Origin of the sequence: Mastigocoleus sp. MO_188.B34 (genome assembly GCF_030065675.1) — a bacterium.
Taxonomy (GTDB): Bacteria; Cyanobacteriota; Cyanobacteriia; order Cyanobacteriales; family Nostocaceae; genus Mastigocoleus.
In genome coordinates this window covers 1-13,204 of record NZ_JASJDK010000046.1, presented here as the reverse complement: position 1 = coordinate 13,204, position 13,204 = coordinate 1, and the positions used below count along the sequence as shown (strand labels likewise).

21 protein-coding genes are annotated in these 13,204 nt (G+C 42.7%); 1 reads left to right on the top strand and 20 read right to left on the bottom strand.

Annotated elements, in window-relative coordinates:
• Window positions 1–38: 38 nt before the first annotated feature.
• The 20 genes from QNJ50_RS13260 to rplC all read right to left on the bottom strand — a co-directional run bounded on the left by QNJ50_RS13260 (window position 39) and on the right by rplC (window position 11,599).
• The gene (locus tag QNJ50_RS13260) at window positions 39–599 is read right to left on the bottom strand and encodes an adenylate kinase (protein WP_300635906.1); all 561 of its coding nucleotides are present in this window, start codon (window positions 597–599) and stop codon (window positions 39–41) included.
• A complete protein-coding gene (gene secY / locus QNJ50_RS13255) occupies window positions 599–1,936 on the bottom strand; it encodes a preprotein translocase subunit SecY (RefSeq protein WP_300635905.1) in 1,338 nt (445 codons plus the stop codon). The genes QNJ50_RS13260 and secY overlap by 1 nt, the downstream gene beginning before the upstream one ends.
• 50 nt (window positions 1,937–1,986) lie before the next feature.
• Entirely contained in the window at window positions 1,987–2,454 is a 468-nt protein-coding gene (gene rplO, locus QNJ50_RS13250) for a 50S ribosomal protein L15 (protein ID WP_027843048.1), read from the bottom strand.
• A gap of 61 nt (window positions 2,455–2,515) precedes the next feature.
• Window positions 2,516–3,043: a 30S ribosomal protein S5 gene (gene rpsE, locus QNJ50_RS13245; protein WP_300635904.1), complete on the bottom strand. Its 528-nt coding sequence runs from the start codon at window positions 3,041–3,043 to the stop codon at window positions 2,516–2,518.
• 240 nt (window positions 3,044–3,283) lie between these two features.
• A complete protein-coding gene (gene rplR / locus QNJ50_RS13240; RefSeq protein WP_300635903.1) occupies window positions 3,284–3,646 on the bottom strand; it encodes a 50S ribosomal protein L18 in 363 nt (120 codons plus the stop codon).
• Window positions 3,647–3,649: 3 nt separating this feature from the next.
• Entirely contained in the window at window positions 3,650–4,198 is a 549-nt protein-coding gene (rplF, locus tag QNJ50_RS13235; protein WP_300635902.1) for a 50S ribosomal protein L6, read from the bottom strand.
• Window positions 4,199–4,348: 150 nt separating this feature from the next.
• On the bottom strand, window positions 4,349–4,750 hold the full coding sequence (rpsH, locus tag QNJ50_RS13230) for a 30S ribosomal protein S8 (protein ID WP_300635901.1): 402 nt from the start codon (window positions 4,748–4,750) through the stop codon (window positions 4,349–4,351).
• Between the two features lie 21 nt (window positions 4,751–4,771).
• Window positions 4,772–5,317 carry a 50S ribosomal protein L5 gene (gene rplE / locus QNJ50_RS13225; RefSeq protein WP_300635900.1) on the bottom strand — a complete coding sequence of 182 codons (546 nt, stop codon included), beginning with the start codon at window positions 5,315–5,317 and terminating at the stop codon, window positions 4,772–4,774.
• Window positions 5,318–5,468: 151 nt separating this feature from the next.
• Window positions 5,469–5,819: a 50S ribosomal protein L24 gene (gene rplX / locus QNJ50_RS13220; protein ID WP_027844110.1), complete on the bottom strand. Its 351-nt coding sequence runs from the start codon at window positions 5,817–5,819 to the stop codon at window positions 5,469–5,471.
• Window positions 5,819–6,187 carry a 50S ribosomal protein L14 gene (gene rplN / locus QNJ50_RS13215; RefSeq protein ID WP_027844111.1) on the bottom strand — a complete coding sequence of 123 codons (369 nt, stop codon included), beginning with the start codon at window positions 6,185–6,187 and terminating at the stop codon, window positions 5,819–5,821. Before rplN ends, rplX begins: the two co-directional genes overlap by 1 nt.
• A gap of 113 nt (window positions 6,188–6,300) precedes the next feature.
• On the bottom strand, window positions 6,301–6,540 hold the full coding sequence (rpsQ, locus tag QNJ50_RS13210; protein ID WP_027844112.1) for a 30S ribosomal protein S17: 240 nt from the start codon (window positions 6,538–6,540) through the stop codon (window positions 6,301–6,303).
• Between the two features lie 8 nt (window positions 6,541–6,548).
• Complete coding sequence (rpmC, locus tag QNJ50_RS13205) at window positions 6,549–6,776, bottom strand: 50S ribosomal protein L29 (protein WP_027844113.1); 228 nt, start codon at window positions 6,774–6,776, stop codon at window positions 6,549–6,551.
• 13 nt (window positions 6,777–6,789) lie between these two features.
• The gene (gene rplP / locus QNJ50_RS13200) at window positions 6,790–7,206 is read right to left on the bottom strand and encodes a 50S ribosomal protein L16 (RefSeq protein WP_027844114.1); all 417 of its coding nucleotides are present in this window, start codon (window positions 7,204–7,206) and stop codon (window positions 6,790–6,792) included.
• Window positions 7,207–7,379: 173 nt separating this feature from the next.
• Window positions 7,380–8,135: a 30S ribosomal protein S3 gene (gene rpsC, locus QNJ50_RS13195; RefSeq protein WP_300635899.1), complete on the bottom strand. Its 756-nt coding sequence runs from the start codon at window positions 8,133–8,135 to the stop codon at window positions 7,380–7,382.
• Between the two features lie 34 nt (window positions 8,136–8,169).
• Complete coding sequence (gene rplV, locus QNJ50_RS13190) at window positions 8,170–8,529, bottom strand: 50S ribosomal protein L22 (protein WP_027844116.1); 360 nt, start codon at window positions 8,527–8,529, stop codon at window positions 8,170–8,172.
• Between the two features lie 70 nt (window positions 8,530–8,599).
• Entirely contained in the window at window positions 8,600–8,875 is a 276-nt protein-coding gene (rpsS, locus tag QNJ50_RS13185; RefSeq protein ID WP_300635898.1) for a 30S ribosomal protein S19, read from the bottom strand.
• A 122-nt stretch (window positions 8,876–8,997) separates the two neighbouring features.
• Window positions 8,998–9,861, bottom strand: coding sequence for a 50S ribosomal protein L2 (gene rplB, locus QNJ50_RS13180; protein WP_300635897.1), 864 nt, complete (start codon window positions 9,859–9,861; stop codon window positions 8,998–9,000).
• A 123-nt stretch (window positions 9,862–9,984) separates the two neighbouring features.
• The gene (locus tag QNJ50_RS13175; protein ID WP_027844119.1) at window positions 9,985–10,299 is read right to left on the bottom strand and encodes a 50S ribosomal protein L23; all 315 of its coding nucleotides are present in this window, start codon (window positions 10,297–10,299) and stop codon (window positions 9,985–9,987) included.
• Window positions 10,292–10,927 (bottom strand): 50S ribosomal protein L4, encoded by a 636-nt coding sequence (gene rplD / locus QNJ50_RS13170; protein WP_027844120.1) that lies wholly within the window; start codon window positions 10,925–10,927, stop codon window positions 10,292–10,294. Before rplD ends, QNJ50_RS13175 begins: the two co-directional genes overlap by 8 nt.
• Before the next feature lie 36 nt (window positions 10,928–10,963).
• Entirely contained in the window at window positions 10,964–11,599 is a 636-nt protein-coding gene (gene rplC / locus QNJ50_RS13165) for a 50S ribosomal protein L3 (protein ID WP_300635896.1), read from the bottom strand.
• Between the two features lie 1,043 nt (window positions 11,600–12,642).
• On the opposite strand from rplC, the gene QNJ50_RS13160 reads away from it, so the two are divergent.
• On the top strand, window positions 12,643–13,119 hold the full coding sequence (locus tag QNJ50_RS13160) for an NAD(P)H-quinone oxidoreductase subunit N (RefSeq protein WP_300635895.1): 477 nt from the start codon (window positions 12,643–12,645) through the stop codon (window positions 13,117–13,119).
• Window positions 13,120–13,204: the final 85 nt, after the last annotated feature.

Sequence of the window (13,204 nt, the reverse complement as noted above, 5' to 3'; positions counted from 1 at the left end):
GGTTAAAGACACTGAAACTACCCCAGCCTCCCAAACTATTAGTCAGCAGAAGCTATCGCTTCTTCCAGTTCAGTTGTGACATCTTCAAGAGACTGGTTACCATTTACCACCACAAGCTGGTTTCTAGTGCAATAATAGTCAATCAACGGTGAAGTTTCCGAACGATAAATTTGCAGGCGACGACGGATCACATCTTCTGTGTCATCTTTACGTCCTCTTTGAAGTAAGCGTTCGATAACAACTTCATCAGGTACGTCCAAATTGACTACTCTCTCTCCCCCCTGACTGAGGTTTTGCAGTAATTTTTCTAAAAAAGCTGCTTGCACAACGGTACGCGGAAAGCCGTCAAGTATCCAGCCAGACTTGGTGTCACTTTGGTTTAGCCGCTCTTCTACCATTGCTTCTACTAGGCGATCTGGAACCAATTCTCCTTTATCCATGTAGGTTTGAGCTTCAATACCCAAAGGAGTTTGTTCGCTTAATGCCTGACGCAGAATGTCACCTGTAGAGATATGAGGAATACTCCAATGTTTTGCTAGTGCCTTAGCTTGCGTACCTTTTCCAGCCCCAGGTGGTCCCAAGAAGATTATTCTCGTCACTATTGTTTCACCATTCCTTCGTAGCGCTGGGATATAACATAAGTCTGAATTTGCTTAGATGTATCGATAGCTACGCCAACTAATATCAGTAAAGAAGTTGCACCTAAACCTCTAAAGGTAGGTACATTGAGAGCCCTTTCTACTGCTGTAGGAATAATTGCAATAAATCCTAAGAAAACAGCACCTAAAAGAGTTAGTCTATTTAAAACACGCTCAATATATTCACTAGTTGCTTTACCAGGGCGAATGCCAGGAATACTAGAACCCATTTTTTTCAAGTTTTGAGCCACATCTACTGGGTTGACAATCAACGAAGAATAGAAGTAACTAAAGAAAACAATGGAAACAAAATAAACTAGCGCGTAGACCCAAGAACCACTACCTGAAGGGTTTAAGTAAGTATTGACAATTCGAGAATAATCTGCATTTCTAATGAATTGTCCTACTACTATGGGTAAACTCAAAATAGCAGTAGCAAAAATAATTGGCATTACGCCACCTTGGTTCAGTCTCAAGGGAAGAAAGCTTCGTTGCTCAGCGAACACACGTCTACCGACTTGACGACGAGCAGAAATAATTGGAATCCGACGCATTCCCTCTTGGACAAATACAATTCCAACGGTGGTGAACAAAAACAGAAGCAACAGTACGATCACGCGACCCACCGTTTCTCGGTTACTGTTCTGCACGAAATCAATTGTATCCCCTAAGGATCTTGGCAGCGAGGCAACAATGTTGGTGAAAATCAATAAGGAAGCACCATTACCAATTCCCCTTTCTGTAATGAGTTCCGAAGCCCACATTACAAACATCGAACCTGCTGTTAGTGCTAGTGCGGTTTGAGCAATAAAGAATATTCCCGCCCCATGTCCGCCTTGTTCTGGAGTTAAAGCAAACCTACTCAGGAAAAATGCGGAAATACTGGTACTTTGAAAAATTGCTCCACCCAAAGCCACGTAGCGGGTAATTTGGGAAATTTTTCGCCGTCCAGCTTCGCCTTCATTTTTTTGTAAATTTTCTAAAGCAGGGATTGCAGCTGTTAGTAATTGAATGATAATTGAGGCATTGATATAAGGCAAAATACCTAAGGAGAAGACTCCCACAGCGGAAAGTCCACCACCGGTAAAGATATCTAGCAAGCCGAATATTTGATTATTACCGCTAGATACAGCAGCAGCAATGGCACCTCGGTCAATGCCTGGAATGGGTAAATAAATACCCAAACGAATCAACATTAAAATACCAAGAGTGACAAGCAGCCGACCTCTAAGCCCAGCTGCTTGTGCCATCTGCATAAAGGTTTCTTGAGCCGTTGGGGCTTTATCTCGACCGATCATAAATGGCTACCTTGAAGTGTGAACCAGGCGCTGGTGAGAGTAAACGAAGACTAGTTTGCCTGGTTTTTCTTTGCGTCTATGACTTCGCAACTCCCACCTGCAGCCTCAATTTTGTTACGAGCGCTTGTAGTAAAAGCCACCGCCTTAACATTGAGCGGAGTACTTAATTCCCCATTCCCCAGAATTTTCAGGGGTCCTTTAACAGCAGTAACGATTCCTGCTTCTTGCAAAGAAGCAAGAGATACCTCTGTATTAGCAGGAAGGGAACTTAGCTTCTCTACATTAATCGTAGTGTAAATTTTGCGATTCACTAAGGGAAAACCCTTTAATTTTGGTATTCGGCGGTACAGGGGCTGTTGTCCACCTTCAAATCCAGGTCTAGTTCCACTACCAGAACGGGCATTTTGACCCCGCATTCCCAAACCACAACTGGCACCTTGACCAGCAGCTATGCCACGACCAAGACGACGGGGGCGTTTTTTGGACCCTTTTTGGGGTCTGGCATCGTTTAGTCTCATAATTTTCTATGATATTTTTGTGTCGGCTTAAATACAGATAATATTACTTTTATCAGTATTATTACTGCGCGTAGAGATTCTCGATTGGGACACCGCGATCTTCTGCTACTTCCATAAATGTACGTAGACCAGAAAGAGCGTTTACTGCAGCTCTGGCATTATTTAAAGGATTATTTGAACCCAATTGTTTAGCTAGGATATTTTTAACTCCAGCTAGTTCCAGAACAGTACGAACTGCTCCCCCGGCGATTACACCTGTACCAGGTGCTGCGGGACGCATGATGACCTTTGCTCCACCACCAACACCATTGGTCGGATGGGGAATCGAGTTAGACTTAGTTAGGGGTATATCAACTAAATGCTTTTTACCGTCAGCTACACCCTTTTTCACCGCGCCAATTACGTCTGCGGCTTTACCAACTCCAACTCCAACTTGACCGCGTTCGTTACCAACGACAACAATGGCACGGAAGCTGAGTTTTTTACCGCCTTTTACTACCTTGCTAACACGTCGGATTTGAATGACACGCTCTTGCCAATTAGTTTCTTCTTTTTTGGCGCGACTTGTTTTACGACGATTATTTGCCATATAAGTATTGTGTTTTTGGTTATCAGTTAATGCGCTTACGCGCACGCTACACTAACAGTTTATGACTGACGCCACGCCCTTATGGGCTACAGTTTATGACTAAGGTTGACTCTTAATATTTAGTTTTATTTAGGGTGTGTTACTATCAAGCTCTCGTTGGCAAAGATAAAATCTACAACCACTACACGAGAAATTAATAGTGACTAACGACCAATAACAAACTTGATTGAAAATCTAAACCTAAAAATCTAAACCTGCTTCTCTTGCAGCATCCGCAAGTGCTTTAATTCTACCGTGATAAATATTACCACCACGGTCAAAAACCACTTTACTAATGCCTTGCTCCTGAGCGCGCTTAGCAACTAATTTACCTACTTCGGAGGAAGCCGCACAGGTGTCTCCAGAGGATGATTTTGACTTGACTTCTGCTTCTACAGTAGAGGCTGCGGCCAGTGTGTGTTGTTTAGTATCATCAATCACTTGAGCGTATATATGCTGATTGGAGCGAAAGACTGCTAAACGAGGGCGCTCTGGAGAACCATTGACTTTGCCCCGGATACGTCTGTGACGACGTTGTTTTGATTCTTGACGAGTAAGTTTCATAGTTTACTTCTTACCACCTTTACCGGCTTTACCAGCTTTACGTCTGACTACTTCATTCGCGTAGCGAATTCCTTTTCCTTTGTAAGGTTCAGGAGGGCGAACTGCACGAATTTTCGCAGCTGTATTACCTACAATTTCTTTGTCGTAACCACTAACGACTACTTTTGTGTTTGCTTCAACAGCAAATTGAATGCCTTGGGGGGGCTCTATTTGGACTTGGTGAGAGTAACCGATGTTCAAAACTAAATTACGTCCCTGTACCTGTGCCCGGTAACCAACCCCTTGGATTTCTAAGCGTCGCTCAAAACCTTTAGATACTCCCTGAACCATGTTGGCAACTAAGGTTCTACTTAAACCATGCATTTGGCGAGATAAACGGGAGTCATCTTGACGTTTCACCCATAGTGTATCGCCATCTTGCTCTACACTTACGTTGCTGGAAAGTTCGCGGGACAATTCCCCTTTTGGTCCTTTAACGGCAATTTTTGTACCGTCGAGAGTTATCTGAACTTTGGCAGGAACGGTAATTGGTTGTTTACCAATTCGAGACATATTATTTTGTCCTTTGTTCTTTGTATGACTGTCTTTTGTCTGTCGCCTTTCGCATTTTGTCTATGTTGCTCATGAAGTTTCTCAATTAGTTATGAGAAAAGACACAAATGTATGACTAATGAACAATGGCTAATGACAAATTACCAGTGATTACCAAACGTAGCAAAGTACTTCACCACCAACATTTTGACGTCTCGCTTCTCGGTCAGTCATAATGCCGGAAGATGTTGAAATAATGGCTATGCCAATACCACCAAGTACCCTTGGTAAATCTTTTTTATTGGAGTAAACTCGCAAACCTGGTTTGCTAACTCGCTTTAAGGTTGTAATTATAGGCTGACGATTTTTACCCTTATATTTAAGAGAAATCACTAAGTTGCGCTTTACACCTTCTCCCGCTTCCTCAAATTCGCCAATATAACCCTCTTGTTGCAACACGTGAGCGATGCTACGAGTCATTTTTGTGGCAGGCACATTTGTAGTCTGATGCCGAGCCAAATTGGCGTTGCGGATGCGCGTAAGCATATCTGCGATTGTATCGTTTGCCGCCATCGTTTCCTCTTTCTTGTGAACTTAATTATCCCTAAAGGGCATTCCCATTTCTTTTAGTAAGGCACGACCTTCTTCGTCATTTTTAGCTGTGGTAATGATAGAAATATCCATCCCACGGATTTGGTCGATACTGTCGTACTCTACTTCTGGAAAAATTAGCTGTTCCCTTACACCAAGGGTGTAGTTTCCACGACCATCAAAGCTTTTGGGACTAATACCCCGAAAGTCACGGATTCTGGGCAGAGCTAAGTTTATTAAACGCTCCAAAAAAGAGTACATTCGGTCACCTCGAAGGGTAACCATTACACCAACAGGCATTCCTTCACGAATTTTAAAACCCGCGATCGCTTTTTTCGCTCTGGTAACTACGGGTTTTTGACCGGTAATAACTGCAATTTCACTTAAGGATGCCTCTAACGCTTTGGCGTTTTGAGAAGCTTCTCCTAAACCCCGGTTGACAGTAACTTTAATTACTTTCGGTGCCTGATGAATGTTCGTGTATTCGAACTGCTTAATCAGTTTGGGGACTATGTTTTCTTCGTACTTTTTCTTGAGTGCTATTGGCATAACTGTTCTTTATCTTATCCCTGGGCTTGGTCAGAGAAGTTTTAGATTACTTAAACTGGACTTAACACAGCTAAACAATGAATTATGAATTTAAATTATGAATTTAATATTTAGTAATTGGATTCATAATTGACTACCCACTATCCACTATTTATTTATCGATAATTTCACCAGTCTTTTTAAGCATTCTGACTTTTTTACCTTCCGGTGTAAAGGTATAGCAAACGCGAGAAGTAACGTTTTGCTTGGTGGAATAAAGCATAACGTTGGAACTGTGAATCGGATACTCTTGGGTCGCAATGCTTCCTGATTCACCTTCTTGTTGGGGTTTAATATGTTTAGTTTTAATATTTACCCCTTGAACAATGATTTTGCTATCCTTGGGAAATGCTTGTGTTACTTCCCCTACTTTACCTTTATCCTTACCGGAAATTACTTGTACGGTATCCCCAGTCTTAACATGCATTTTGTAAAACTTGGGCTTTTGTTTCTTTACTGACATTAGAGTACCTCCGGAGCCAGAGAAACGATTTTAGTAAAGTTTTTTTCGCGTAATTCCCGTGCTACAGGACCAAATACGCGGGTTCCTCTGGGGTTTCCTTCTTTATTGATAATTACTGCCGCATTATCGTCAAAACGGATGCTCATACCGCTGTCGCGACGAATGTTGTGACGGGTGCGGACAATTACTGCTTCAACCACATCTGATTTTTTAATTGCCATGTTGGGTTGAGCATCTTTAACAACGGCGATAATTCGGTCGCCGATGAAACCATAACGACTATTACCAGCTCCCAAAACCCGAATACACATTAGTTTACGGGCACCGCTGTTATCTGCGACATTAAGGTAAGATTGGGCTTGAATCACAATTTCTTCTCCCTAAAAATGTTGTTAGGTTGCGAACAAAAATCAAGAACTAACAACAACAAGTACTAACAAAAAAATTTATATAAAAAATTTTATTTATTAGCCTTGGTTTACTATTTGCTCAAAACTTCTTTGACTTGCCAGCGCTTGGTTTTACTCAAAGGTCTGGTTTCTTGAATTCGGACGCGATCGCCGACTTTACATTGGTTGTCCTCATCGTGAGCTTTGTAGCGTCGGGTTTGAACAACGATTTTTCCGTATTTAGGGTGGGGAGCGCGGTTTTCAACGGCAACAACTACCGTTTTTTGCATCTTATCGCTGACCACCATGCCTACTCTTTCTTTTACTGCCATGTTCGTACTTACTCTGATTCGCTAGTATTTTGCTCGGCTGCACGTTTGCGCTCTGACTCTACTGTGAGTAACTGAGCAAGGCGATGGCGGGCGTGTCTGAATTCGTGAGGTTTTTCTAACTGGCGGGTACTTTTTTGCAAGCGTAATTGGAAAAGCTGCCTTTTAACCGCACTAATTTCCGAGTTCAGTTGTTCGTCGCTCAGTTCCCTTGCTTCGGAGATTTTTGGTAGGGGCATATCAAGCTACTCCTTAAGTTTCTTGAGGACGAGTAATAAACTTAGTTTTAATGGGTAATTTGTGAGATGCCAGACGCATTGCTTCGCGAGCAGTATCTTCTGGTACCCCAGCAATTTCAAATAAAATTCGTCCTGGCTTTACTACAGCAACCCAAAATTCTGGAGAACCTTTACCGGAACCCATACGAGTTTCTGCTGGACGCATAGTAACTGGCTTGTCGGGGAATACTCTAATCCAGATTTTCCCACCCCGGCGAACATAACGGGTCATTGCACGTCGGGAAGCTTCGATTTGACGAGAAGTAATCCAGGATGGTTCTTGAGCTTGAAGGGCAAAATCACCAAAGTTAATTGTGGTCCCACCTTTCGCCAAACCCTTCATACGTCCGCGATGTTGTTTGCGGAATTTAGTTCTTCTTGGACTTAGCATAATTTGTCTTCTGTCACTTTTGTTTTGTTATTTGTCTTTTGTCACTTATTTTTTGTCCTGATTTTTGGACTTTTATCTCATTTGTTTTAGTCTTACGTTTTCTTCAATAACCTGTGACTTAAAACCAAGGAGAGGTGATCAATGACCAATAACGAATGACCAATAACTAACGATTATTCTTCATTAGAGCGGTCTTCAAACTGTTGGCGGCGACGTTGTCCGCGACGACGACCGGGTTCCCGATCGCGAGTGGGTTGTGAGGATGGAGCTTCTTCTTGTCCGGGAATTACTTCTCCTTTGAAGATCCAAACTTTAATACCCAAAATTCCGTAGATGGTTTTAGCTGTACAGTAAGAGTAATCAATGTTAGCCCTTAAAGTATGTAAAGGTACTCTACCTTCACGAGTCCATTCTGTTCGGGCAATTTCTGCACCGTTCAAACGACCGCTAACCTGGATTTTGATACCCTGAACCCCAGCTCTTTGAGCTCTCTGGATTGCTTGGCGTACTACTCTACGGAAAGATACCCGTCGCTCTAACTGTTGGGCAATATATTCGCCAATTAATGAAGCCTCAGCATCCACTCGCTGAACTTCAACAACGTTGATGCGAATTTGTCGAGCTCCCCCCAACAATTCTCGTAGTCCATTACGCAAGGCATCAATACCTTGTCCGCCACGACCGACAACTACCCCAGGACGAGCAGTACGTATTTCCAGATCGATTTGATCTGCTTTACGCTCAATCTTGACTTCCGAAATTCCGGCATTATTTTGAGTGTATCTGCCGAGTTTGCTGTCAATGTACTGACGGAGTTTGTGGTCTTCTTGTAAAAGCTCTGGATAACGCTCCGGTTCAGCAAACCATCTAGATTGGTGTTCTTGGGTTACTCCCAAGCGAAATCCTACTGGATGAATTTTATGTCCCACAAAATCTTCCTCTAAAACATTCCTGATTGGGGTACTATTCGATGCTTTCGTCTGCAGCCACTGCTATTGTGATATGGCATGTAGGCTTACGAATTTGATAAGCCCGACCTTGTGCGCGTGGCTGAAAGCGCTTGAGCACAGGACCTTGATCGGCGAAAGCTTGAGTAATTATTAATTTTGCTCTATCTAAGCCAGCATTATGCTCGGCATTTGCTGCTGCACTTCTAAGGACCTTTAAGATCGGTTCGCAAGCGCGATAGGGCATAAATTCTAAAATAATTAGCGCTTCACGATAGGAACGTCCTCTGATTTGATCTAGTACGCGACGTACTTTCAAAGGGGACATTCTGATAAATCGCGCTTTTGCTTTGATTTCTTGAGTATCAACTGCCATGATTTTCTCCTTTGCTGTCATTCGTCATTTGCTACGTACAAATCACAAAGGACAGTTATACACTCATTAACTATCTGCCCGATCTTCTATCTTTGGTATGACCTCTAAAGGTACGGGTAGGAGCAAATTCACCCAATTTATGTCCGACCATTTGGTCGCTGATAAAAATTGGTACATGCTGGCGTCCGTTGTGAACAGCGATAGTATGTCCCACCATGTCCGGCAATATTGTTGAAGCTCTAGACCAGGTTTTAATTACCTGTTTTTCGTTATTGTCGTTGAGCTTTTCAATTTTTTTTAGTAAGTGGTCGGCGACAAACGGACCTTTTTTTAGAGAACGACCCATAATTTAAATAGATAGGAATTTTTAATTTGTCAGTTGCGGGTAAGTATTGAGTATTAGATTTTGAGTAAAGTTCTTATGATAAATAACTTTTTACTCATTACTTCTTACTCATTACTTCTTACTTAAGAATCACGACCGCCACGACCGCGCTTGGAAGACCTACGACGGCGACGAACAATTAATTTGCTGCTAGCTTTCTTGGGCTTCCGGGTCTTCTTACCTAAAGCTGGTTTACCCCAAGGTGTCATTGGACCTGATCTACCAACAGGTGCGCGACCTTCACCACCACCATGTGGGTGATCGACTGGGTTCATTACGCTACCTCTGACCTTAGGACGACGACCTTTCCAACGGTTCCGTCCAGCTTTACCCGCACTGAGGTTTCTAAATTCTGAATTACCTACCTGTCCGATGGTGGCGTAGCATTCGCGCCGAATCATGCGGACTTCCCCGGAAGGTAACTTGATACTGACGTAATTACCCTCTTTTGCCATCAATTGGGCGTTAGCACCGGCTGCACGTACGATTTGTCCGCCTTTACCGGCAATCAATTCAACGTTGTGAATGCTGGTACCCAAAGGAATTTTATATAGAGGTAAAGCATTTCCATCTTCAATTGGTGAATCAGGACCAGCCATTACGGTTGTTCCAACTTTCATCCCACTGGGTTGAAGAATATAACGCTTTTCGCCATCTTGATATTCTAATAATGCAAGTCTGGCATTACGGTTGGGATCGTATTCAATAGCAATGACGGTAGCAGGAATATTCCTTTTATCCCGCTTAAAGTCAATGATTCGATATAAACGCTTGTGACCGCCACCCCGACGACGGCTGGTAATTACACCGCGATTATTCCGACCTTTACGGCGATGAACATAGGTCGTCAGAGACTTTTCTGGTTCTGTTTTGGTAATTTCCGAAAAGTCGGAAACTGTCACCTGACGAGTACTGGGGGTATAAGGACGATAAGAACGAGTACCCATAATTTGCTAAGTTGGAATTTTAGTTTTTGAGTTTTGAGTTTGGAAGACGCGCGGCTGCGCCACGAATGAGTTTTAAGTTTTGGGCGATGAATTACCCTAACGTCATTCAAAACCCGCAACTAATTACACATCTGGGAAGAGAACTTGTCTAATCTTTTCCTCATCCCCTGGAGCCAATGTAACAATGGCTTTTTTATACTGGGGTTTGTAACCAATAAATCTACCCACCCGCTTTTTCTTGCGTGCTGGCTTATGGGTGTTGATTTTGACAATTTTCACATCAAATAAACTCTCAATTGCTGCCTTAATTTCCGGCTTGGTTGCTTTGGGAGTTACTTCAAATGTGTATTTATTTTGTTCCATCAACATGGTCGCCTTTTCGGTAATGAGTGGGCGACGCACCAGATCTGGAAGGTCACGAGTCTGAGTTCTAACCATTGTAGACCTCCTGAATCTTTTCTAATGCTGGGGCACTTACAACTATTTTGTCGGCGTGCAACAAGTCGTAAACGTTTAGTTGATTAGCTGCAATTAATTTCAACTTTTCAACATTACGAGCCGACAAATATACGTTTTCGCTGGGCTCAGACAAAATTAATAAAACTTTCTCTTCTGCTGTTGCACCCCAACGTGACATCGCGCCCATTAACTCTTTAGTTTTTGGACGCGATAACTGAGACGCAAATTCTTCTACCACAATTAGATCGTCAATTCGAGAGGCAAAAGCTGTTCGCAATGCCAAACGACGTTCTTTGCGGTTCATTTTCAAGTTAAAAACTCTGGCGTTTCTGGGTCCGAAGATAACACCACCACCACGCAATAGGGGCGAACGAGTAGAACCCGCACGGGCGCGACCTGTACCCTTTTGTCTCCACGGTTTGCGACCACCACCTCTCACTTCTGAGCGGGTTTTTGTATGAGCATTACCCTGACGGGCGTTGTTCATTTGTCTGACTAAGGCGCGGTGCACGACGTGAGCCGCCGATTCTTCTTTGGCAACACGTAGGTCAAAACTTTTTTGTCCGACCTGTTCTCCTTGCCAATTTTTTACTTCACACTCAAACATGTTTTTGTCCCTTGTCCTTTGTCCCTTGTATCTGTCCTATGACTTAACCCACTTAGCAGGCGTAATATCTAGCAAGGAACCAGCTTTACCAGGAACAGCTCCTTTGATTAATAGCAGGTTACGTTCTGTATCTACCCGCACCACAGTAAGTTTGCGAATAGTAACACGCTTGCCTCCCAAGCGTCCTGCCATCTTTTTACCGGGATATACACGACCGGGAGTAGTACCTGCACCAATCGAACCTGGCGCTCTGTGGTTTTTAGAACCGTGGGACATTGGTCCTCGACCAAAGTTATGCCGTTTTTGGTTACCAGCAAAACCGCGACCGATACTTTTGCCGCTTACGTCTACTAATTGACCTGCACTAAAAATATCAGCACTAATCTGTTGTCCTAATGAATAATCACTGACACCTTCGTGACGATATTCATTGAGATGACGTAATGGGGATGCTGATGATTTTGCTAAATGACCAAGTAAGGGTTTATTTAATGCTTTTTCCTTTACTTCGTCATAGCCGACCTGAATGGCTGAATAACCATCAGTATCTTTAGTTTTTATCTGTGTAACTGTACATGGTCCCGCCTGAATAACGGTAACAGGGATAGCTGTTCCCGCCTCATCAAAAATTTGGGTCATGCCCAGTTTGGTGCCGAGAATGCCTACAGACACAGTAACTGGCTCTCCTTTCTACTTTTTTGACTGACCGACTTCGATCTTCAAATAAACTGGCGCGTATTATATCAAAGCGGTTTTGCAACTAGCTAGACGCGATGACTATCGAGTATTCGTAACGTATGAACGTTAATCCGCAATTTACACCTAAATCCTGCACCAGAGGAGTTTAAATCCTGTTCCCTGGAGGGATGATTTAATCAATCGGTGTAAGGAATTACCTTTTGGCTTTTCGTGCAGTAACTCTTAATCTTTGAACTTTTAGCTTTAAACCTTTAAAGGTCAGAAATCAAGATATTACTATGGCACTCATAAGTCAATTGGGACTTAAGCAGTTATTTCCGCTCAGTATCCGTTCGCAGAGACTAATTCAATGCTACACGGTGACTCTACTTAGCAGTCTCTACTTTACCGAAGAACCTCAAATCACACATAAAATATATATAATTGAGAGGTAAATTCAGGTTTTAAGAGTATACGGCACAGTTTGGTTATTCATCTCTTGGGTCGCCCTGAGTTTTGTATTTGAGCCAAATCTACTCGTCGAAGCCCAAGGACTCCTAATTATATCAGCTCTTCTTAAAATCGAGCGAAATTATTTTATCTTTTATCATTTTTGCCAGAGCACCGTGATGTTTGAAGTCACGTTGTATAGCTATATGAATGCGAACCAATTTTTTTGTGGTCACAACCTCAGACTATAAAACATTTGTTTACTTTTGTCGAGGGATTGGGGGAGAAGTAAGAAGTAAAAAGTAAAGAGTAAGAAGTAAGAAAGTAATGGCTGTGGGGTGGCAACGCACCATAATGATTCCTATAACCGATCTCTGTCTCATTTTTTCCTGTTTACTTTTTCGTGTCTTGCGACTGTTTTTCATTCTGCAGAGTGGATGTGCTTGATCGCACTGATGAATTAGCACGGAGTTGTCCGACTGTTCGCCGTTTCCTATTCTCTTCATTTCTCAAAACATATAGCTTTATGTAGAAATTAAAGTTAAATAATAGATATGTTTGAGTGGTATAGGACAAGAAACTAATTTATGGCACTACTAACCACCGGTAGAGGATTGATTCGCTGTTTGCAAAAACATGGCGCTGCGGGAGTTTATGCTCCTCTCGAAGGAGGATTTGAAGGTCGCTACCGCCGCAGATTAAGGGCTGCTGGCTACACCACTCTGAATCTTACCGCTAGAGGTTTGGGTGACGTTGCTGCTTACTTGACTGGTATTCATGGTGTTAGACCGCCTCATTTGGGTAAAAAGAGCACTGGTGGTGGCGCTGCTGTTGGCGAACGCTACTATCTACCCCCACTTGTTAACTATCACTTAGAAAACTTACCACCTAAGTCTAAGGGGTTAGTTTTGTGGATTATTGAAGGATTTGTTCTTGATAATCAAGAAATCGAATACCTGACAAATTTACCTAAAATTGAACCACGGGTAAAAGTTGTGGTGGAAAGAGGTGGCGATCGTTGTTTCCGTTGCCAGCCTTTAGAAAAGACTTTACTGGCTAGCTAAGGTTTCGTTTGATACAGTGCAAACGTTACATTCGCGGTTTGCATGGGTTTTTGTAAGGAATAAAAGAATACTTGTAGGGACGCAC